This is a genomic window from Paucibacter sp. JuS9 (assembly GCF_044043925.2).
Lineage (GTDB): Bacteria > Pseudomonadota > Gammaproteobacteria > Burkholderiales > Burkholderiaceae_C > JAUASW01.
Genome location: NZ_CP194172.1, coordinates 265,191 through 287,027, shown reverse-complemented (window position 1 = coordinate 287,027; position 21,837 = coordinate 265,191). Strand labels below are relative to the sequence as shown.

Below are 21,837 nucleotides of genomic sequence, written 5' to 3'. Positions count from 1 at the left end.
TCGCCTCAGACCAGCGAGCCGTCCTCGCGCCGCGAGCGGCCAAGCAACCAGGTCACGCCCATGACAAGAAGCACAGCAAGCAGGGCCAGCGGCCAATAGTTGAAGGCCGGCGGCGAGCCCAGGCAATAGGCCAGGCCCGCCCAACCAAAGGTCAGCAAGGCTTCCAGCATGCCCACCACGCCATGGCCTTTCATGCGCGTCTTCATGTCGGCACGCTTGCCCTGGCGCGGATACCAGATCAGGCCCATGCCGACCGACAGCGTGCCGCCGACCAGGCAGACGATGAAGATCAGCCCCTGCTTCCAATCGTGCCCTGGCAGGACGACCACCAAGGGCGACACCAGAACCCAGACCGGCAGCAGCGCCGCCAGGAGCTTGAGCCAGCGCAGCCGCGCCAGCGACGCCGGTGCGCCGCCCAGCAGCTCCGGCGCATCCTCGGCCGCCACGGTGATCCAGGCCAGGCTGCCCGCCAGGGACGTGGCCAGCCAGACGACGGCCGGCATCAGCATCACCGCCGCACGGCCATCGCCACGCAGGGCGATGAAGAGCATCGGCGTCAGGTAGAGCAGTTGCAGCAGCGTCTGCGTGATCAGTTGCGGGTCGCGCAGGATCAAGCGCCATTCCTTGACCAGCACATTGCGCGCGAGGCCGGCGCGAAAGCGCACGCTGCCGGCGCTGGGTGCCGCCACGCCCCGTTTGACGCTGCCGCTGACCGACTCCTGCGTGCCCGCCAGAAAGTGCTGGTGCGCCAGGCCGATCACGGCCCAGAAAGCGCCCACACCCAGGGCCATGATCGCCAGCAAGGGCAGCAGTTCACCACGCAGCGCACGGGCCGGCAGCCACAGCGGGCTGTCTTCCGACAAAGGCCCGCCGGGCGCCAGCCAACGCATCACCAAAACGGTCAACTGCTTGCGCTGCGCCTCACCCAGCATGTTCTGCGCCTGCGAAGCCAGGAACAGCGCGGCACCCACCAGGCTGCCCAGCACCTGAGCCACTGTGCGCGCACGCCGGGCGCCAAGCCAGCGCACCAACAGGAGGGTCAGCCAGATGCCCAGCGCCGTCACGCCCAGGGCCAGCGAGAGCAGCGTCGGATAGATCGCCAGCAGGTTCGCATGCCCGGTGAACAGGCCGACATGGGCCAGCGGCGCGAGCATGAAGAGGTAGAGCCCCACCACGCTGATCGCAATGCCCAGGCCGCGCGCCATGAAGACGCTGCGCGTGGGCAGTGGCGAGGCCAGCAGCAGGTCCAGATCACCGCGGTCGAACAAGGCCGACACCGATTGCAGGATGGCCTGCGAGAGCATCAGGCTGATGACCACATAGGCAGCGCCGCCCAAGGCAAACAGCGCCCAGGGCGGCATGTCGCCCTCGGGCAATTTCGCGAGCAGGCCGTAGACGCCCGCATGCAGGGCCACACCGAGTATCAGCAGCAGCACGAGCAGCAGCTTGATGCCCTTGCCGCCCACGCCGCGCCAGGCCAGGCGCAGCTCGTGCCGGATCAGCCACCAGGTCGAGCCCGGACGCCCGGCCAGCAAAGCCCGGACCGTCATGCCGCACGCGCCGTCAATTGCAGGAACACTTCTTCCAGCGATGCTCCAGGCCCGCCGGTGGCCGCTGCATGCGCACGCAACTCATCGAGCGTGCCCTGCGCAATGATGCGGCCGCGCTGGATGATGCTGATGCGCTGCGCCAGGCGCTCGGCGATCTCGAGGATGTGGGTGGTGAGCACGACCGTCTTGCCCTGGGCCACGCGCTCCAGCAGCAGGTCTTTCACTTGCCGCGCGGCGCCGGCATCCAGCCCTGTCAGCGGCTCATCGAGGATCAGCAACTGCGGGTCATGGATCAAGGCGCCGGCCAGCGCCAGCTTCTGCCGCATGCCGCGCGAGAAGCCCTCGACCAGCTCGCCGGTGTGGTTCCAGAGGTCGAGCCAGCGCAAGAGCTCTTCGGCACGCGGCGCGCCGATGGCGGGGGCTACACCCCACAAGCCGCCAACGAACTCCAGGTATTCGAGCGGACGCAGCTTGCCGTAGAGCAGCGGATCGTCCGGCAGGAAGGCCAGCACGCGCTTGGCCGCCACCGGGTCTTGCGTGACGTCATGGCCGAGGATGCGGGCCGTGCCGCCATCGGGCTTCAGAAGGCCGGCCACCATGCGCAGCGTGGTGGTCTTGCCAGCGCCGTTCGGGCCCAGCAAGGCGTGGAACTCACCGCGCGGGATGCTCAGGTCCAGGCTGTCGACTGCGGGCTTGCCGCCGAAGAACTTCACAAGGCCGGTGATTTCGAGGGCGGCGGTGCTGGTTGTGTTCATCTGATGTGCTTCCGAAGGGATCATCAAGCTGCGCGGCACTATATCGGCGAGTACGCGGCCCGCTGATTGAAGAGTCTCCTCAGGCCTTGTGCGTGGCGGCTTCCTGATCGCGGCGCCCTGCCGTCAGCCACAGCAGCAGTGCGCAGACAACGCCCAGCACGCTGCAGATGCCGAAGAACAGCATCATGGAGTCATAGCCCGCCGGATTCTGTGCGCTGGCGCCAGCGCGACTGTTCAGCCAGCCGGCCAGCATATTGGCGCCGCCAATGCCGGCGTTCTGCACCACCCACATCAGGCCGATGGCCGTGCCGAAACGGTTGGGCCTGACCAGCTTGCTGCACAGCGGCCACATCACGGCCGGCACCAACGAGAAGCTGACGCCGATCAGGAGGGTGGACCACCACAGGCTCCACTGCGTCAGCGCCATCACGGCCATCGCTATCGGCAGCAGCAGCGCGCCGAAGGCCAGGAAGGGTGCGTAGCGGCCCACGCGGTCGCACAGCCAGCCAAAGGCCGGCGTGGCAAACACCGCGGCCAGGAAGACATAGCTGTTCATCTCGCCCGCGGTGGCCAGGTCCAGGCCATGGGCATGCTGGAAATACTTGATCGAGAAGGTACTGCGGAAAGCCATCATCACCGAGTACCAGAGCACGCACAGGCCCAGCAGGTACCAGTAGGCCTTGCCGAAATGCAGCATGTCGCGCCAGGCAAAGCCCTCGTTTGCCTTGGCCGCGACGATGCCCTGCGCGGCCCGCTCGCGCGCTGGCGCGCGGTCGATCCACCAATAGACCAGGGCCACGGCGAACGAGCTCGCCGCAAAGGCCGCCGCGATCATCAGTGGCGGCTGCCAACCCGCGGCATAGGAGCTGGCAAACCAGGTCGGCGACATGTCGGCCGAGAAGGAACCGAGGCGGCCGACGGACAAGGTCACGCCGATGGCGAAGGCGAGGTCACGCTTGCCGAAGTAGTCGGCCACCGCCACCACCGTGGCGATGCTGAAGGTCTCGGCGCCGATGCCGAACAGCAGGCGCCCGGCGGCCATGCTCGCGAAGTCCGGCCCGAAGGCAGTGAGCAGCGCACCAGCCAGGCACAGGGCGGCGGTCCAGAGCGTCATGCGGGCCGCACCGAAGCGGTCCACCAGCACGCCGCCCACCAGGATCAGCACGATATTGGGCAGGTTGTAGATCGCGTTCAGCATCCCGATCTGCGTGTCGCTGAAGCCGCGCTGCTGCTGCAGCAGGTCGGCCACCGGGCCGACCGAGTCATAGACGTAGTAGTTGCCGTAGAGCGCGGCGGCCACCAGCAGGCACACCAGCCAGGCGGTGGCGCGGCCGGAATTGTTGTCGGTCATGTCGGGGTCCTTGGGCTGCAGGCAGCCGGGCTTCAGAAGCGGCCGATTGTCCTGGCCCTGCAGATCGCCCGGCATCGGGTTTGGCCCAACCTGCAGGCAGCCGAATCACAGAGAATCGCCGGCAAGAAGCTCACAAGAAACAGGAGACACCGTGTACCAGCACCTCAGCACCCCACGCCGCGCGCTGCGCCTTTCTCTGCTGGCCTCGGCCATCGTCGTGCTCGGCGCCTGCGCGAGTTCGTCCTTCATGCTGGACCGCAACGCCAAGGCACCCAGGCTCGACGGCTTCGGCACCATCGCGATGAAATCGGGCAGCAGCGTGCCTGCGGCACATGAGCTGTTCGCCCAGGGCATGGCCCAGGCCTATGGCTTCAATGAGGCGGAAGCGGTGCGCGCCTTCAAGGCCGCGCTGGCGCTGGACCCGGCATGCGCGATGTGCGCCTGGGGCGTGGCCTGGCAGCTGGGCCCGAACATCAACAACAGCCAGCGCGGCGACCTGCGCGAAGCGCTGAACTACGTGGACTACGCGCTCAAGAACAGCAGCACCTCCACGCCGCACGACCGCGCCTTGATCGAATCGCTAGCGCTGCGCTATGCCCACGGCAGCGAAGCGAAGAACATCGCACCGATCCAGGCCGAGATCTGTGGCACCGGCAGCAAGGGCGGCCAGGGCGGTGAGAAGGCCCACCCGCTGGACGTCGCCTACGCGGAACGCATGCGTGACCTGGCGGCGCGCTTCCCGGACGACCCGGACCTGATGAGCTTCTATGCCGAGGCCGAGATGATCGCCACGCACGACGACTGGTGGGACCGCCAGACCGGCAAGCCGGGCGGCCGCATGGGCGAGGTGGCCGACAAGCTGGAGGCCGCGCTCGTCAAGCATCCCAAGCACACCGGCCTCAACCATTACATGATCCATTCGGTCGACGCCTTGCAGGTGGCCTCGCGGGCCGAAGCAGCGGCCGACCGGCTGGGCGCGCTCGCCCCAAAGTCTCCGCATCTCCTGCACATGCCGGCCCACACCTATGTGCAGCTCGGCCGCTATGCGGATGCCACCCGCGTCAACCAGCAGGCGCTGGCAGCGGACGAAACCATGATGGCGAACCTGAAGGCGCAGGGCTTCAGCGTCAGCAAGGACTGGCGCGGCCACAACGGCCATTTCCAGTGGTACGGCGCGCTGATGGAAGGCCGCAGCGAGCTGGCACTGGGCACGGCCCGCAAGGCTGCCGAGCTGGCCAAGGGCGACCATGAATACGCCGAATACCTGCGCAGCATGCCTTCGCTGACGCTCATGCGCCTGCAACGCTGGGACGAGCTGATCAAGGAGCCGATGCCCACCGGCGGCCGTGGCATGGCCAGCGTGCTGGGCGAGATGGCGCATGGCATCGCCCTGGCCCGCAGCGGCCGCAGCGATGAAGCCAAGGCAGCGCTCGCCAGGCTCGACGCCAGTGCCGAAGCGCTGACCAAGAAGCACACCGGCAGCGACTACATCCCCAAGATGATCCGCAGCATCGCCGGCACCGCCCGGGCGCAGCTGCGCGCCGAGCTGGCATTGGCCGACAAGCGGCCGGACGAGGCCCTCGCCAGGCAGACCGAGGCCGTCAAGGCCGCCTTCGACGCCGACGGCACCGAGCCGCCGATGCTCGCTGCCGGGACGCGCCTGTCGCTGGGTCAGATGCAACTCAAGCTGCAACGCTTTGCCGAGGCCGAGCAGAGCTTCCGCGCCGACCTGGTCGAGCATCCCAAGAGTGGCTGGGCGCTGCAAGGCCTCGTGCAGGCGCTGAAGGCGCAAGGCAAGCCGGTCGATGGCGTGCAGGCCGAATTGCAGAAGAGCTGGGCGCTGGCCGATGCGGCGCTGAAGACCAGCCGCTGAAGACCAGTCTCCAGGAAAGACACGATGCTCAGACAGCTCCTTCATCGTTCGCTGGCCCTCGCGCTGACGCTCTCCGGCGCTGCGGCCATGGCCGCACCGGACTTCAACGTCACCCTGCCCGCCAGCTACAGCGGCGGCGCGCAGGATGGCCGCCTGCTGCTGATACTCGCGCCGGCCGAGCAGGCACCCGGTCGGGAGCCACGCGACATGGTGAACTGGGATGGAGACGCCATTCCATTCTTCGGCATCGACGTGAACGGCTGGAAGCCCGGCCAGGTGCAGAAGTTCGATGCCAGAGCCTTCGGCTTCCCGGTGCGCTCGCTGGCAGCGCTGCCAGCCGGCAAGTACCGGGTGCAGGCGCTCCTGAACCGCTATGAGACCTATCGGATGGGCGATGGCCGCGTGCTCAAGCTCGCGCCCGACCGTGGCGAAGGCCAGCATTGGCAGTCCAAGCCCGGCAATCTGTACTCCAAGCCGCAGCTGCTGGACATCAACGCCGCGCCCGGCGGCACGGTGCAGATCGCCTTGACCGAGCAAATCCCCGAGATCGCGCCCTTTGTCGACACGCCCTACGTCAAGCGCATCAGCATCCGCAGCGAGCGGCTCTCGAAGTTCTGGGGCCGCGACGTCTTCCTTGGCGCCTTCGTCACGCTGCCCTGGGGCTTCAATGAGCATCCGGATGCCCGCTATCCGCTGGTCATCAACCATGGTCACTTTCCCAGCGCCCCAAGCGCCTGGCGTGAAACGCCGCCGGACCCGGGCTTGTTGCCGGTCTACAGCAAGCGTTTCAATCTGGAGGGCTACAACCGCATCGAGCAGCAGCTCGCCTGGGAGAACTTCCAGGCCTGGACAAGCCCAGGCTTCCCGCGCGTGCTGATGGTCGAGATCCAGCATCCGACGCCGTTCTACGACGACTCGTATGCGGTGAACTCGGCCAACAACGGCCCCTATGGCGACGCCATCCAGTACGAGCTGCTGCCCGAGATCGAGAAACGCTTCCGCGGCCTCGGCCAGGGCTGGGCGCGCTTCATGTTCGGCGGCAGCACCGGCGGCTGGGAGGCCATGGCGGTGCAGATGTTCTATCCGGACGAGTACAACGGCGCCTGGGCGGCCTGCCCCGACCCGATCGATTTCAGCCACTACATGACGGTGGACCTCTACAAGGACAGGAACGCCTACTTCCAGCCCAACCGGTTCAAGCGCACGCCGCGCCCGGCGCACCGCAACTGGCTGGGCCATGTGGACACCACGATGGAGGACACCGGACTGTGGGAGCTGACGCTGGGCACCAAGGGCCGCTCGGGCGACCAGCTCGACGTGTGGGAAAGCGTGTATTCACCCGTCGGTCCGGACGGCTATCCGCGCCGCGTCTGGGACCGCCTGACCGGCGAGATCGACCCGGTAACGGTGGCGTACTGGAAAGAGAACTACGACCTCGCCCACATCCTCAAGCGCGACTGGGCAAAGCTCGGCCCGAAGCTGCGCGGCAAGCTGCGCATCTATGTCGGCGACATGGACAACTACTACCTGAACAACGCGGTCTACGGCGTCGAGAAGTTCCTGCGCCAGGCCAATCCGCCCTCTGACGCGGTCGTGGACTACGGCGACCGCGCCGAGCATTGCTGGAACGGCGACCACATGCGGCCCAACGCCTATTCGCGGCTGCGCTATGCGCAGATGGTCCTGCCCTGGACGGTGGAGCGCATGCTGATGACGGCACCGGCCGGTGCGGATTTGCAGAGCTGGCGGTATTGAGCGGCGTTCAGCTCACCTGAACTGCAGGCGCCCCAGCGCGCCGGCAGCGCCGCTGGCCCAGGCCTTCTGCTGGCCCGGCGCGAAGCTCAGGGCATCAAAGCCTGGCATGCCGGCCGGCAGCGGCAGCGGGTGCCAGGTCTTGCCATCGTCGTCTGAACGATCCGCGCCCTGCGGACCCACGGCGATCAGCGAATGCTCAGTGCCGGGCAGGTACTTCACCGCTGAGCGGAAACCCGAGAGGCCTTGGCTCTTGACCAGAGTCCAGCTCTTGCCGCCGTCGCTGGTGATGGCCACGTTGTCTACCGCCGCCCGCTCCAGCTTGTAGTCGCCACCGACGATCACGCCATGCAGTGGGTCGCGGAAGGCAACCGAGAAGATGCCGGCTGACGGGCCAGCCGCCAGCGGCGTGTCCGCCACCTCCCAGCTCTTGCCACCGTCGGCCGTGTGCAGCACGCGGCTTCGGGTCGCCGAGTTGGTCACGATCCAGGCTTCGCTCGTGCCGGTTACAGCGATATTGGAACCGCTCGCCGAGAAGGCGCCCTCGCCCGGCAGCGCCGGCGGCAAGGCCGAGTCCGGCACCGGCTGCCAGGTCTTGCCGCCGTTCTCGGTCTTGAGGATCTGGAACTTGCCGTCGACGGAGTCTCCGATCACCAGGCCATGCTCGGCGTCCCAGAAGCTCATCGCGTCCAGGAAGCCCTTGGGATCCTGGTTCGTGTGCTGCAGCGTCCAGGTGGCGCCGGCATCGAGGGTCTTGTAGATCCGCGAGGCTGCGCCGGGGCCGATGCTCAAGGCGTAGGCGGTGCGGGCATCGATGGCATCGATGTCGCGGAAGTCCAGCTTGTCGCTCGCGGCATCGCCCGGCGCCTTGAGCTTCTGCCAGCTCGCGCCGCCGTCCGAGGTTCGCAGGATCGTGTTCTCGGCACCGCTGGCCCAGGCCACGCTCTCGTTCACGGCGCTGACGCCGCGCAGCCGCGCGCCGACGCCGCTCGTCTGGCGGGTCCATTCGACTGTGGTGGTCGCGGTGCCGGCGAGTGCCGCAAAAGTGAACAGGAGGGTTGGGAACAGGAGCGGGCGTTTCATTGATTGGCGTCGGCAGTGGATGGCGCCATTGTGGGTGCAGCCGCTGCCCTGGCCTTGCTGCGCTCCACATCGCGCATCAGCCGCGCCACCACCAGGCGCATCACATGGAAGCCGAGCTTGGGGTTCTGGTAGTAAAGCTTGGCCATGCCTTCGCTGGAGAGGCTGTAGAGCACGCAGTCGGTTTCACAGCGCAGGCTCAGGGTGCGCTTGTGGTCCACCGTGAACAGGCCGATCTCACCGACCAGCGCGCCGGGCTCCAGCGGCTCGTCGATCTCGAGGAGCCGCAGGCGGCCGCTCTCCAGGTACAGCATCTCCTCGGCGTGGTCGCCCTGGCTCCACAGCTGCTCGCCGGCCTTGGCGGTGCGCCGGCTCATGTGCGGCAGCAGCCATTCGGAGACCGGCGTGTCTTCCCTGGCGTTCTTGATCGAACGCACCAGGCGCTGGATCTGCAACGTCTTCCTGATGTTGATCGGTATCAACGCCGCGTACAGGATCAGCGTCGGTATCGCAGCGCTCAGGAAGCCGTAGAACACCAGGCAGAGGCAGGCCACCAGCGCGACGACACGCAGCGGCAGCATGCTCTTCATCAGGTAGCTGGTCACCATCAGCGCCGCGCCGATGAAGCCGAATACGTAGGCGATCTGCAGGGTTGTGCTCATGGTTTCCGTCAAGCAAATCCTGCGCCGACTGTAGAGAAGCCGCGTGACAAAGCCAGCGTGCGAACCCTGAAGACCACCTGTTCAGGCGACGGCGAACACCTCGACCGCCTGCGTCTTGCCCTTCAGATGCATGGGTCCGAGCGACTCGATCTCGAAGCCCGCACCGAGCTGTTCGCGCGTTGCACCATCGATGAGCACCGAGCGCTGTGCCTCCTTGGTGCAGGCCTCCAGCCGCGCGGCCCGGTTCACCGTGTCGCCGACGCAGGTGTAGGTGGCGCGGTCCAGCGTGCCGGTATAGCCGGCGACCACCTCGCCGCTGGACACGCCCACGCCGATGCGTATCTCGGGCCCGCCGGCCGCGCATTGGTCGGCGCTGAACTGCACGGCCATCTCCACCATCTCGAGCGCCGCCCGCACCGCGCATTTGGCATGGCCCTCCAGTGGCTGCGGTGCGCCGAAGATGGCCATCAGCCCATCGCCGATGATCTGGTTGACCACGCCACCCTGCGCGCCGATGGCGTCGAACATCAGCGTGTAATAGGTGTTCAGCAGCTCGATCACCTCCTGCGGCGGCAGCGATTCGCTCAGCGTGGTGAAGCCGCGGATGTCGCAGAACAGCACCGAGGCCGAGACCAGATGACCGCCCAGCGCAAAGCCCGAGCGCTGCACGTCCTGTGCCACGGCACTGGTGGCGAAGCGGCGCATCAGCTCGCGTTGCTGGTCGCGCAGCCGCTTCTTCTCGAAGCTGGCAGCAATGCGGGCGCGCAAGAGCACCGGGTTGACCGGCTTGTGCAGATAGTCCTCGGCACCGAGCTCGATGCAGCGCACCACATTGGCCAGGCCGTCCAGGCCCGAGGTGACGATCACCGGCAGCTCGCGCAGATCGGGGTCGGCCGTGAGTTGCTCCAGCACCTGAAAGCCGTTCATGCCCGGCATCTCGATGTCCAGCAGCAGGAGATCGAAGCGCTTGCCGCGCAGCGCAGCAAGTGCCTGCAGGCCATCTTCGGCCGTGTTCACGCTGTGGCCCAGCTGCTCCACCAGGCGGGCCAGCAGCAGGCGGTTGACCCGGTTGTCCTCGACCAGCAGGATCTGCGCCGGGTGGGCGCCGGTATCAGCCATGGCAGAGCTCCCGCAGGCGCGCAGCCGCCTGCTGGAACTGCTGTTCCAGCGCCGCCAACGCGCCCTCCTCCACCTGCGCCAGCTGGGACAGCTCAAGACTGCGCGCCTGCGCCGCAAAAGCCAGCGCGCCGAAGGTGCTGCCGTTGGACTTCAGGGAATGCGCGGCGCGGCGAAAGTTGTCTGCCTCACCCGCCGCGCGCGCACTGCGCATCTGGGCCAGCAACTGCGGCGCCTCGTCCAGAAAGGTATCGACCAGTTCGATGACGAAGTCGGCGCCCGTGTTGCCCTGCAACTCAGTGAACACCTCGGTGTCGATGATCTTGCTGTTCGTCATTTCAGTTGCTCCACCGCGCCACATGAAACCAGGTATTCCGGGCCGAGCGCCGGGCCGCCCCCGAGCCGGCCCACATGCGGTGCCGGCGGCTCGATGCCGACGGTACCGGCGCCCCCTCGGGGGGTCGACCAGGCGCGACCGCGTTCAGCGTGGCGTGCTTGGGCGAGGGGCTCACAATTCATTTCAGGACTCCCCGCGCATCTCGGTGCGCATCAAGGCAGAAACCAGGGCCTCGACGCGGATCGGCTTGATCACATAGTCGTCCATGCCGGCGGCCAGGCACATCTCGCGGTCGCCCTGCATCGCATTGGCCGTCATCGCCACGATGCGCGGCCGCTCGCCGTTGCGCCAGCGGTCGTTGATGCGCCGGCTGGCTTCCAGGCCGTCCATCTCGGGCATCTGCACGTCCATCAGCACCAGGTCGTAGGGCTGGCGCGCCACGCATTCGATGGCTTCCAGGCCATTGCTCGCCACGTCGGCGCGATAGCCCATCTGCGAGAGCAGTCGCAAGGCGAGCTTCTGGTTCACCGCGTTGTCCTCGGCCAGCAGGATGCGCAGCGGGTGGCGCTCACCCAGCTGCGAATCGATCTGCGACTTGGCAACGTTGGCCGACGGCTTGGGCGTGGCCCGGTCCAGGGCCAGCATCGTCACCAGGGTGTCGTGCAACTGGCTCTGGCGCAAGGGCTTGGCCAGGTAGGCACCGAACAGGCCTTCGGTGTCTCCGGCCTCGCGCCGGCCCAGTGAGCTGAACAGCACCAGTGGCAGATGCGGCGCGAGCGCGCGCAGGCGCCGCGCCAGCTCCAGCCCATCCATCTGCGGCATGTGCATGTCGAGCACGGCGAGCTCGAACTGCTCGCCACCGCGCACCCAGTCGAGCGCGGTCTCGGGCAACTCGGTGTCGCGCACCACCATGCCCCAGCGCTGCGCCTGCAAACTGAGGATGCGGCGGTTGGTGGCGTTGTCGTCGACCACCAGCATGCGATGGCCCAGCAGGTCGGGCTGGGCGCCGATGAAGTCGCGCCGGCCTTCACGCGGCAGCTCGGCCAGCGGCGCCTGGATCGTGAAGCAGAAGGTCGAGCCCTGGCCGGCGCCTGCGCTTTCCACCCACATCGTGCCGCCCATCAGCTCGGCGAGTCGCTTGCTGATCGCCAGGCCCAGGCCCGTGCCACCGTACTTGCGCGTGGTGGAGGCATCCGCCTGACTGAACTTCTGGAACAGGCGGCCCATGGCCTCCTTGCTCAGGCCGATGCCGGTGTCGCGCACGCTGAAGGTCAGCTGCACGCCAGCGCCTTGCAGCTCGGCCGACAGCGTCAGCACCACCTCGCCCGCCTCGGTGAACTTGACCGCGTTGGACAGCAGGTTCAGCAGGATCTGGCGCAGGCGCGTCACGTCGCCCGAGACGGCCGGCGGCACCTCGCCCTCGAACTGATAGGCCAGGTCGATGTGCTTCTCGGCCACACGGCTGCTGACGAGATCCAGCGCCGACTCCACACAGTCGCGCAGGTCGAAGGCCTGGGCCTCGATGTCCATGCGGCCGGCCTCGATCTTCGAGAAGTCGAGGATGTCGTTGATGATGCTCAGGAGCGCATCGCCCGAATCGCGGATGGTGGCGGCAAAGTCGCGCTGCTCTTCGTTCAGCGGCGTGTCGAGCAAGAGGCCGCTCATGCCGATGACAGCATTCATCGGCGTGCGGATCTCGTGGCTCATCGTGGCCAGGAAAGCACTCTTGGCCTCGTTCGCACCTTCGGCAGCGGCGCGTGCCTCCTGCGCATCGGCAAAAAGCCGGGCATTGCGCAGGGCCACGCCCACGTTGGCAGCGATGGTCGAGAGCAGGCGCTGATCGGCCTGGTCGAACACACCCTCGCGCTCGGTGTTTTGCACGCTGATCACGCCCTCGGCATGGCCTTCCACCATCACCGGCACACCGAGGTAGCTGCGCGTCTGCCGGCCCATGCGCACGGTGCCCAGCGCTTCGGTCTGGCGGTCGATGTCGGAGTTGATGATCAGCGCCTCGCCGTTTTCGATGATGCGGCTGGTCAGTCCCTCGCCCAGCGGCCGCGACTGGATCACGTCGCCGTACTGGTAGGGGAAGTTGATCATGCCGGTGTTGCGGTCCAGCAGGGCCACATAGGCCAGGTCGGCCTTGAAGAGCTGGCGGCTCTGCTCGCCCACCAGCTCGATCAGGGCCGCGAGGTCCAGCTTGCCGGCAAGCTGCTGCGAGACGGCATTGACCGTGTCCAGCTCGGCCGCCCGTTGCTGGCTCTCGGCGAACAGCTGGGCGTTTTTCATGGCCACCGAGGCTGCCATCGACAGCCCGGCCAGGAACTCCAGCTCATGGGCGCGGAAGGGCTGGCCGCCATTGCGCCAGACCACCATCGCGCCGCGCACCGCCTCGCCGGCCAGCAGCGGCGCGACCATCAGCCGCTCGTTCTCTTCCCTGTCGGTGCCGGCGATCTGCACCGCGCGTGCATCGGCATTGGCATCGTTGACGAACTCGGCCTGGCCGCGCTCGATCACGCTGCCGATGATGCCCACGCCCGGCTCGACCCGCATCTCCAGGATCTGTTCCGCCACCTCGCCCTGGGCGGCAATGGCACGGTAGCGGGCGGTTTCGCCGTCGTCCTCTGGCAGGAAGACAGCGCTGTAGTCGCCACCCAGAAGCTCTCTTGCGTGGCGCGAGATGCGGTCCATCAGCACGGCCAGGTCCAGTGTCGAAGAAATGTCGCGCCCCACCTCGGCCAGGGCGGCGCTCTCGCGCGTGCGGCGCTGGTTGTCGGCGAACAGCCGCGCCGTCTCCAGGGCCAGGCTCATGCTGGTCGACAGCGTCTGCAGCAGCCGAACCTCGGCTTCCGAGAATGCGTTCTCTCGGTCCAGGTTCTGCAGCGAGATCACGCCGATCACGCGGCCGCCCTGGATCATCGGCACCCACAGCGAGGACTTCGGCGCCTCGCCGACGATGGAAGCCGGCTGGCCGTAGGCCTTCAGGGCCTTGGTCATTCCGGTGTTGATCACCAGCGTCTGGCCCGTGTCCAGCACATGCTTGCGGAAGCCGACGACGCCCAGCGAAGCGGGCACCACCATGCGCTGGCCGCGCTCGATCATGTAGGGATGGTGCAACTCGCCGGTCTGCGAATCCATCAGCGAGATCACCACCACCTGGGCATCGAAGATCTCGCGGATCTTGTCCCCTATCAGGTCGTGGATGCCCTGCACGTCCATCTTGGCCACGAGGCCGGCCTGCACGCTGTTGATGATGGCCAGCTCACTGTTGCGCTGTTCGGTCTCGCTCAGCAGGCGCTGGGTCTCGGCGAACAGTCGCGCGCTCTCCAGCGCCAGGCTCATGCTGTTGGCCAGGGTCTGCAAGAGGCGCAGGTCGCCATCGCCGAAGGCGTTCTCGCGGTCCAGGTTTTGCAAGGAGATCACGCCGATGGCCTGGCCGGCTTTGAGCATGGGCACCCACAGCGACGAGCGCGGCTCTTCGCCCGCAATCGCCTTGGGGTTGCCGTACTGCAGGTCGATGGCGTCGGCATGGGCCGGAATCAGGAGCGGCTCGCCCGCCGCGATCACGTAGCGCCGGAACCCGATCAGCGGCGTCGGCTCGACCTCGAAGCGCTGGCCGCGCTCGATCACGTAGGCGTGGTGCAGCAACTGCTCCTGCTCCTCGTACAGCGCGATGTCCACGACCTGCGCATCGAAGATCTCGCGGATCTTGTCGCCGATCAGGTCATAGATGCCCTGCATGTCCAGTTTGGCCACCAGGCCCGACTGCACGCTGTTGAGGATGGCCAGCTCGGAGTTGCGCTGCTCGGTCTCGGCCAACAGGCGCTGAGTCTGGTCGAACAGGCGGGCGTTCTCCAGCGCCACGCTCATGCTGTTGGACAGCGTCTGCAGGAGCCGCACATCGGCCTCGCTGAAGGCATGCTCGCGGTCCAGGTTCTGCAGCGAGATCACGCCGAGGGCCTTGCCCGACTGGATCATCGGCGCATAGACGGCCGACTTCGGGCTTTCGCCGGCCAGCACCATCGGGTTGCCGTAGCGCTCGCAGGCGCCCACCATGTCCTCGTTGACCAGCAGGCATTCGCAGGTCTCCATCACGTGGCGGCGGAAGCCCACGATCTCGGGGAATGGCGCCAGCTTGAGCCGCTTGCCACGCTCGATCGCATAGGGGTGGTGCAGGCCACCCGTCTGCGGGTCCAGCAGCGAGATCACCACCACCTTGGCGTCAAAGATCTCGCGGATCTTGTCGCCCACCAGATCGTGGATGCCCTGCATGTCCATCTTGGCCACCAGGCCCGACTGCACGCTGTTGATGATGGCCAGCTCGGAGTTGCGCTGCTCGGTCTCGGCCAGCAGGCGCTGGCTCTGGTCGAACAGGCGTGCGTTCTCCAGCGCCACGCTCATGCTGTTGGAGAAGGTCTCCAGCAGTCGCTGGTCCGACTCCGTGAAGGCATGCTCGCGGTCCATGTTCTGCAGCGAGATCACGCCGACCGCGCGGCCGCCCTGCATCATGGGCACCCACAGCGTGGACTTGGGCACGTCGCCGATGATGGCCTTCGGGGCGTCGTATTTCTCGAAGGCCGAGGCCATGTCCTCCTTGAGGAGCAGGCTGCGGCCTGTGGCCAGCACGTGGCGGCGGAAGCCGATCACGGGGATGTCAGCGACCACCTGGCGCTCACCCCGCTCGATGGAATAGACGATGTGCAGCGACTCGCCGCTCGGGTCCAGCAAGGTGATGTTGACCGCTTGGGCATCGAAGATGTCGCGGATCTTGTCGCCCACCAGTTCGTAGATGCCCTGCATGTCCAGCTTGGCCACGAGGCCGGCCTGCACGCTGTTGATGATGGCGAGCTCCGAGTTGCGCTGCTCGGTCTCGGCCAGCAGGCGCTGGCTCTGGTCGAACAGCCGCGCGTTCTCGAGCGCCACGCCCATGCTGTTGGACAGCGTTTCCAGCAGGCGCACGTCGGCATCGCCGAAAGCATGCTCGCGGTCCACGTTCTGCAGCGAGATCACGCCGATCACGCGGGCGCCGGCTGACATGGGAACGAACACGGCGGACTTGGGCATCTCGCCGGCCAGCCGCACCGGGTTGCCGAAGCGACGTGCCGCCTCCAGCGAGTTCTCCAGGATCACCAGGCTTCGGCCGGACTCCACCACATGCTTGCGAAAGCCGACCAGCGGCGTGGGCGGAAGGTGCTGGCGTTCGCCACGTTCGATCAGGTAGCGGTGCTGGACCTGGCGCTCTATCGTGTCCACCGTGGCAATGCTGACGATCTGGGCATCGAAGATGTCGCGGATCTTTTCGCCGATCAGCTCGTAGATGCCCTCGATGTCCAGCTTGGCCGCGAGGCCCGCCTGCACGCTGTTGATGATGGCCAGCTCGGAATTGCGCTGCTCGGTCTCGGCCAGCAGGTGCTGGGTCTGGTCGAACAATCGGGCGCTCTGCAGCGCCGCGCTCATCGCGCCGGCCACGGTCTGCAGGAGCCGCACATCGGAATCGCTGAAGGCGTTCTCGCGCTGCATGTCGACCAGCACGATCAGGCCCAGTACCTCACTGCCGGACTGCAAGGGCATGTAGACGCCCGACTTCTCCATCTGCGTGCCCGGCAGCAGGGCGCTGCCATAGGCCCGGATCGCGGCGGCCGAATCCCTGTTGATCACCACGGCCTGACGGGTGCGAATCACATGGGCATTGATGCCGCTGTCGCGCAGCGGCCGCGCCGCCATCGGAATGCGCTGGCCATGCTCGTAGAGAAAGGGGTAGTGCATCAGCCCGGCCTGGCGGTCGACGATGCGGATCGCCACGTCGGCATGCTGGAAAATCTCGCGCAGCTTGTCGCCAACAGCGTCGTAGATGCCCTGCATGTCCAGCTTGGCGGCCAGGGCCTGCTGCACGCTGTTGACCACGGCCAGCTCGGCGGCGCGCTGCTCGCTTTCGCGAAACAGGCGCTGGGTTTCGTCGAACAGCCGCGCGTTCTGCAGCGCCGCACCCATGGCACCGGCCATGGTCTGCAAGAGGCGCACATCGGCCTGCGAAAAGGCATGCTCGCGTTCGCAGTCGAACAGGCTCAGGAGACCACGTGCCTGGCCGCCCCATTGCAAGGGCACCCAGACGGCCGACTTCTCGTCCGAGCTGGTGCCGGGCAGCGCCGGCGCGCCGAGCCGGCGGCAGGCCTCGTCGAAGTTCTCGTTGATCAGGAGCGGCTGGCCGGTGTTGACCACATGGGCCGTGATGCCATGCAGCGGCTGCGGCTCGATGCGCACGCGCTCGCCCTTCTCGACCAGGTAGGGGAACTCGACCTTGCCGGTGGCCGGGTTGATGATGCGGATGTTGACGTCGCGGCCCGAGAAGATCTCGCGCACCTTGTCGCCCACCGCATCGTAGATGCCCTGCATGCTCAGCTCGGCGGCCAGCGCCTGCTGCACGCTGTTGACCACGGCCAGCTCGGCCGCACGCTGCTCGCTCTCGTGGTAGAGGCGCTGGGTCTCGGCCATCAGGCCGGCGTTGTGAAGGGCCGCGCCCATGCTGTTGGCCAGGGTCTGCAGCACGTGCAGGTCGGCCTCGCTGAATGCGTCCTCGCGATCCAGGTTCTGCAGCGAGAGCACGCCGATGCGCTGGTTGCCCACGGTCATCGGCACGAACAGCACCGAGCGCGGCATCTCGCCGACCAGGACCGGATTGCCGAAGCGTTTGGCAGCCGCCAGCGCGTCCCGGTTTATCAGCAAGGGCTGGCCCGTTTCCAGCACATGCTTGCGAAAGCCGTAGGGTGGACGCGGCGCCGATGGCGTCAGCCGCCGGCCGCGCTCGCGCAGGTATTTGCTGGCCAGCAGGCCGGTGGTCGGCTCGATCAAGGCGAAGCTGACCACCTGGGCGTCGAAGATCTTGTGCACCGTGTCGCCCACCAGCTCGTAAATCTGATCGATGCTCAGTTCGGCCGCCAGCGCCTGTTGCACGCTGCCGATCACCGCCAGCTCGGCCGCTCGCTGGCCGGACTCGGTCTGCGCCTGCTCGGTGACTCGGGCCCGCAGCAAGGCCTCGCTGGCGCCTTCGGCAAAACGCGTCAGCAAGGCCAGGTCGTCCTTCTCATAGCGGCCGATGCGGCCCTCGAGGTCGGCATACAGCAGGCCGATCAGTTCACTGCCCTGCTGCATGGGTACCAGCAGACAGCTGCGCTGCTCGCGCGGCGAGACGCCCTCGGGCCCGTGGCGCAGCCGGGGCTTCTTGGTGCGCAGCCCCTCGTCGATCCAGGCGCTGATGGCCTGCTGCAGCGCCGTCGTGCGCTCGCCGCGCGGCGCGCGACCGGCCGCCAGCTGCAGGCCGTCGTCGCCCATCAACAGCACCAGGCTGCGGCGCGGCGCCAGCAGGCCCTGCATGGCCTCGTCGATCAGGCCCGGCAGTTCTGCTGGCGAGCCAGCCCGGTACAGGTTCAAAAGGGCCTGCAGCAATTCCTGTTCAGTTGCCATCGCGCATCTCCCCCCGCCAGCGGGTCTGCTCCAGCGCCTGCACCAGGGCCTCGACCCGGATCGGCTTGGTGATGTAGTCGTCCATGCCGGCGGCCAGGCATTCCTCGCGGTCGCCCTGCATCGCATTGGCCGTCATGGCCACGATGCGCGGCCGCTCGCCGTTGTGCCAGCGCGTGGTGATGCGCCGACTGGCTTCCAGGCCGTCCATTTCGGGCATCTGCACGTCCATCAGGATCAGGTCGTAGGCCTGGCGCTCGACGCTCTCCACCGCCTCCAGGCCATTGCCGGCCACGTCGGCCCGGTAGCCCATCTGCGAGAGCAGGCGCAGTGCCAGCTTCTGGTTCACGGCGTTGTCCTCGGCCAGCAGGATGCGCAGCGGATGGCGCGTGGCCAGCTGCGCATCAACGGCCGCGGGCCGCGGCTTGTCGGTGCGCGCCGGCAGGCGGTCCAGCGTCAGCAGGTTGACCAAGGTGTCGTGCAGCTGGCTCTGGCGCAAGGGCTTGGCCAGGTAGGCGATGAACAGGCCCTCGGTATCGCCCGCCTCGCGCCGCCCGAGCGAGCTGAACAGCACCAGGGGCAGCTTGGGTGAGTGCTGGCGCAGGCGCCGCGCCAGCATGAGGCCGTCCATGCCGGGCATGTGCATGTCGACGATGGCGAGGTCGAAGTTCTCGCCCCCAGCCACCCACGCCAGCGCCTCCTCGGGCAGGGCCGTGGCGCGCGGCTGCATGCCCCAGCGTTCGGTCTGCAGGCTGAGGATGCGGCGGTTGGTGCCGTTGTCGTCGACGATCAGGAGCCGGTGGTCCATCAGCCCCGGCTGCTGGCCCAGGAACTCGCGCCGCGCCTCGGCCGGCCGCTCGGCCACCGGCGCCGTGATGGTGAAGCGGAACACCGAGCCCCGGCCAGCCCCCGCGCTTTCCACCCACATGGTGCCGCCCATCAATTCGGCCAGCCGCTTGCTGATCGCCAGGCCGAGGCCGGTGCCGCCGTACTTGCGCGTGGTGGAGGTGTCGGCCTGGCTGAACTTCTGGAACAAGCGGCCCATCGCCTCTGGGCTCAGCCCGATACCCGTGTCGCGCACGGCAAAGGAGAGCGTGGCCGCCCTGCCCTCCAACGTGGCGCTGATGCCCAGCACCACCTCGCCGGCCTCGGTGAACTTGACTGCGTTGGACAGCAGGTTCAGGAGGATCTGGCGAAGCCGTGTCACATCGCCGCTGAGCGTCGCCGGCAGCTCACCTTCGAACACATAGGCCAGGTCCAGCTGTTTCTCGGCCGCGCGGCTGCTGACCAGGTCCAGCGCCGACTCCACGCAGTCGCGCAGGTCGAAGGGCTGGGCCTCGATGTCCATGCGGCCGGCTTCGATCTTCGAGAAGTCCAGGATGTCATTGATGATGGTGAGCAGCGAGTCGCCGCTGTCCCGGATGGTGGCGGCGTAGTCGCGCTGCTCCTCGCTCAAGGCCGTGTCCAGCAGCAGGCCGCTCATGCCGATGACCGCATTCATCGGCGTGCGGATCTCGTGGCTCATGGTCGCGAGGAAGGCACTCTTGGCCTCGTTCGCGCCCTCAGCCGCGGCCCGCGCCTCGCGCGCCTCGGCGAACAGCTGGGCGTTGCGTATGGCCACGCTGACACCGGCCGCCAGCGTGGCCAGCAGGCTCTGGTCGGCGGCGGTGAAGCGGCCCTTCTGCGTGGTGCTCTGCACGCTGATCACGCCGATGGCGCGGCCGTCGACGAAGACCGGCACGCCAAGGTATGAGGCCGTCTGCGCGCCCACCTGCGTGGCGCCTATGGCGTCGACCGCCTCGTCCACGTCTTCGTTGAGCAGGAGCGCCTGGCCGGTCTCGATGATCTTGCCGGTCAGGCCCTCGCCGGGCCGCAGCGGCGAGAGCTCGTCGCCATACGCATACGGGAAGCGGATCAGGCCGGCCGCCTCGTCCATCAGGGCCACGTAGACGATGTCGGCGCCAAAAGTCGCGCGCATCTGCTCACCCACGGTCTGGATCAACTCGCCCAGGTCGATCTTGCTCGACAGCGCCTTGCCCAGCGCGTTGACCGTGGCCAGCTCGTTGGCACGCTGCCGGGTCTGCTGGAACAGGCGCGCGCCTTCCAGCGCCACGCTCAAGCTGCCGGCCAACGTGGAAAGCAGGCGCAGGTCGCTGTTGCTGAAGGCGTTCTCGCGGTCCACATTGTCCAGGCCGATGATGGCGACCACGCGCCCGCCCTGCAGCACCGGCATGCGCAAGAGGCTCAGGCTGACCTCGGTACCGGGGATGATGGTGCGCTGTATACCCAGCGCCGCCAGCGTTTCACTCAGCTTCTCGTTGATCAGCAGAGGCTGCGGGTTGCGCAGCACATGCCAGAGCAGGGGCGAGATCTCGTCGTCAGGCACCTCGAGGCGCTGGCCGCGCTCCTGCATGTAGGCGAAGTGCCGAGTACCGGCCTCGGCATCGACCACGGCGATGCTGATGGCCTGGCTGTCGAAGAGCTGACGCAGCTTCTCGCCCACCAGCTCGAAGATGGCGCGCGCATCGAGCTTGTCGCCCAGGCCCTGCTGCACGTCGGCGATGACGGCCAGCTCGGCGGCCCGTTGCTCGGTCTCCTTCAGCAGGCGCTGGGTTTCGTCGAACAGGCGCGCGTTCTCCAGCGCCACACTCATGCTGTTGGCCAGGGTCTGCAGGAGCCGCACATCGGCCTCGCTGAAGGCATGCTCGCGGTCCAGGTTCTGCAGCGAGATCACGCCCTTGGCCTCGTTGCCCACAACCATGGGCACGAACAGGCTGGCCTTGGGAGCCTCGCCCTGGATCGCCAAGGCGTTGCCATAGCGGGTGGCGACCTCGATCATGTTCTCGTTGATCAGCAGCGGCTCGCGCGTCTGCATCACATGCCGACGGAAGCCGCTGACCACCATGGGCTCGTCCGGGAAGCGCTGGCCGCGTTCGATGATGTAGCGGAAGTGCAGCAGGCCGTCGGCCGCATTGAGCAGGCCGATGTCGACCACCTGGGCATCGAAGATGTCGCGGATCCTGTCGCCCACCAGATCGTAGATGGCCTGCATGTCCATCTTGGCCACGAGACCGGCCTGCACGCTGTTGATGATGGCGAGCTCGGCATTGCGCTGCTCGGTCTCGCGCAGGAGGCGCTGGGATTCATCGAACAGCTGCGCGTTCTCCAGCGCCAGGCCCATGGTGGCCGCCACGTTGGAGAGCAGGCGCACCTCGGTTTCGCCGAAGGCATTCTCACGCTCGTAGTTGTCCATCAGGATGGAACCGAGCACGCCGTTGCGGCCGATGATGGGCACGCAGACAAAGGACAGGCTCTGGTCGGTGCCAGGTATTGCCTGCAGGCCGGCGGCCACGATCTCGGCCAGGCTGTTGCAGACCAGGGGCTGGCGCGTGCGCTTCATCGTCTCGAAGCTGCCGCCCGGGTGCGGCGGCTCCGGCGGTACATGCAGGCGCCTGCCGTGTTCGTACTCGTAGAGGTAGTGGGTAAGGTTCTGGCGCGGGTCGTACCAGCGGATGCCGATCTCGCCGGTCTGCAGGAGCTCGCGCAGCTTGTCGCCGACCTGGTCGACGATGGCGAGAAAGCTCAGTTGCTCGGCGATGCCCTGCTGGATGCTGTTGATCACCGCCAGTTCGGCGGCCATGCGCGCCGACCGTGCCTGCACAGCCTGCAGCTGTGCCTCAAGCCCGGCCACCTGCGTGGTCGAGGCTGGATCGTCGGAAACGGCGTTCGTGTTCGATCCCGGCATGGACTAGACAACTGGGTTCGGTCGCAGCCAACGGGCCTGTCCAGCGTTTGGCTGCACAGGAACCGAGCGAGTCTATGCCTCGCTCCGGCGCTTGCCCACTTGGCGTAGACCCCTAGCACTTCTGGGGATGGCGGCGAGGCGTCAGTGGCCGTGGCGCA

The 21,837-nt window shown here is 67.3% G+C and carries 11 protein-coding genes; 2 read left to right on the top strand and 9 right to left on the bottom strand.

Annotated features, from left to right (window positions below):
* Positions 1-5: 5 nt before the first annotated feature.
* The 3 genes from ABT392_RS01150 to ABT392_RS01140 form a co-directional block, all read right to left on the bottom strand.
* The gene (locus tag ABT392_RS01150) at positions 6-1,550 is read right to left on the bottom strand and encodes a hypothetical protein (RefSeq protein WP_395384327.1); all 1,545 of its coding nucleotides are present in this window, start codon (positions 1,548-1,550) and stop codon (positions 6-8) included.
* Entirely contained in the window at positions 1,547-2,305 is a 759-nt protein-coding gene (locus ABT392_RS01145; protein WP_334279120.1) for an ABC transporter ATP-binding protein, read from the bottom strand. Before ABT392_RS01145 ends, ABT392_RS01150 begins: the two co-directional genes overlap by 4 nt.
* A 79-nt stretch (positions 2,306-2,384) precedes the next feature.
* Positions 2,385-3,656: an MFS transporter gene (locus tag ABT392_RS01140; protein ID WP_334279121.1), complete on the bottom strand. Its 1,272-nt coding sequence runs from the start codon at positions 3,654-3,656 to the stop codon at positions 2,385-2,387.
* Positions 3,657-3,807: 151 nt separating this feature from the next.
* Here ABT392_RS01140 and ABT392_RS01135 point away from each other — a divergent pair, with 151 nt between their 5' ends.
* Positions 3,808-5,529 carry a tetratricopeptide repeat protein gene (locus tag ABT392_RS01135; protein WP_395384328.1) on the top strand — a complete coding sequence of 574 codons (1,722 nt, stop codon included), beginning with the start codon at positions 3,808-3,810 and terminating at the stop codon, positions 5,527-5,529.
* A 24-nt stretch (positions 5,530-5,553) separates the two neighbouring features.
* Positions 5,554-7,284: a hypothetical protein gene (locus tag ABT392_RS01130; protein ID WP_395384329.1), complete on the top strand. Its 1,731-nt coding sequence runs from the start codon at positions 5,554-5,556 to the stop codon at positions 7,282-7,284.
* A gap of 12 nt (positions 7,285-7,296) precedes the next feature.
* Here ABT392_RS01130 and ABT392_RS01125 read toward each other — a convergent pair whose 3' ends face one another.
* From ABT392_RS01125 to ABT392_RS01100, 6 genes are all read right to left on the bottom strand, one after another.
* Positions 7,297-8,364 (bottom strand): WD40/YVTN/BNR-like repeat-containing protein, encoded by a 1,068-nt coding sequence (locus ABT392_RS01125; RefSeq protein ID WP_395384330.1) that lies wholly within the window; start codon positions 8,362-8,364, stop codon positions 7,297-7,299.
* Positions 8,361-9,023 (bottom strand): Crp/Fnr family transcriptional regulator, encoded by a 663-nt coding sequence (locus tag ABT392_RS01120; RefSeq protein ID WP_334279125.1) that lies wholly within the window; start codon positions 9,021-9,023, stop codon positions 8,361-8,363. Before ABT392_RS01120 ends, ABT392_RS01125 begins: the two co-directional genes overlap by 4 nt.
* An 81-nt stretch (positions 9,024-9,104) precedes the next feature.
* Positions 9,105-10,142 (bottom strand): adenylate/guanylate cyclase domain-containing protein, encoded by a 1,038-nt coding sequence (locus ABT392_RS01115; RefSeq protein ID WP_395384331.1) that lies wholly within the window; start codon positions 10,140-10,142, stop codon positions 9,105-9,107.
* Complete coding sequence (locus ABT392_RS01110; protein WP_334279127.1) at positions 10,135-10,476, bottom strand: Hpt domain-containing protein; 342 nt, start codon at positions 10,474-10,476, stop codon at positions 10,135-10,137. Before ABT392_RS01110 ends, ABT392_RS01115 begins: the two co-directional genes overlap by 8 nt.
* Positions 10,477-10,659: 183 nt before the next feature.
* Positions 10,660-17,937: a GAF domain-containing protein gene (locus ABT392_RS01105; protein WP_464970881.1), complete on the bottom strand. Its 7,278-nt coding sequence runs from the start codon at positions 17,935-17,937 to the stop codon at positions 10,660-10,662.
* Positions 17,927-21,679: a GAF domain-containing protein gene (locus ABT392_RS01100; protein WP_464970880.1), complete on the bottom strand. Its 3,753-nt coding sequence runs from the start codon at positions 21,677-21,679 to the stop codon at positions 17,927-17,929. Before ABT392_RS01100 ends, ABT392_RS01105 begins: the two co-directional genes overlap by 11 nt.
* Positions 21,680-21,837 lie beyond the last annotated feature (158 nt).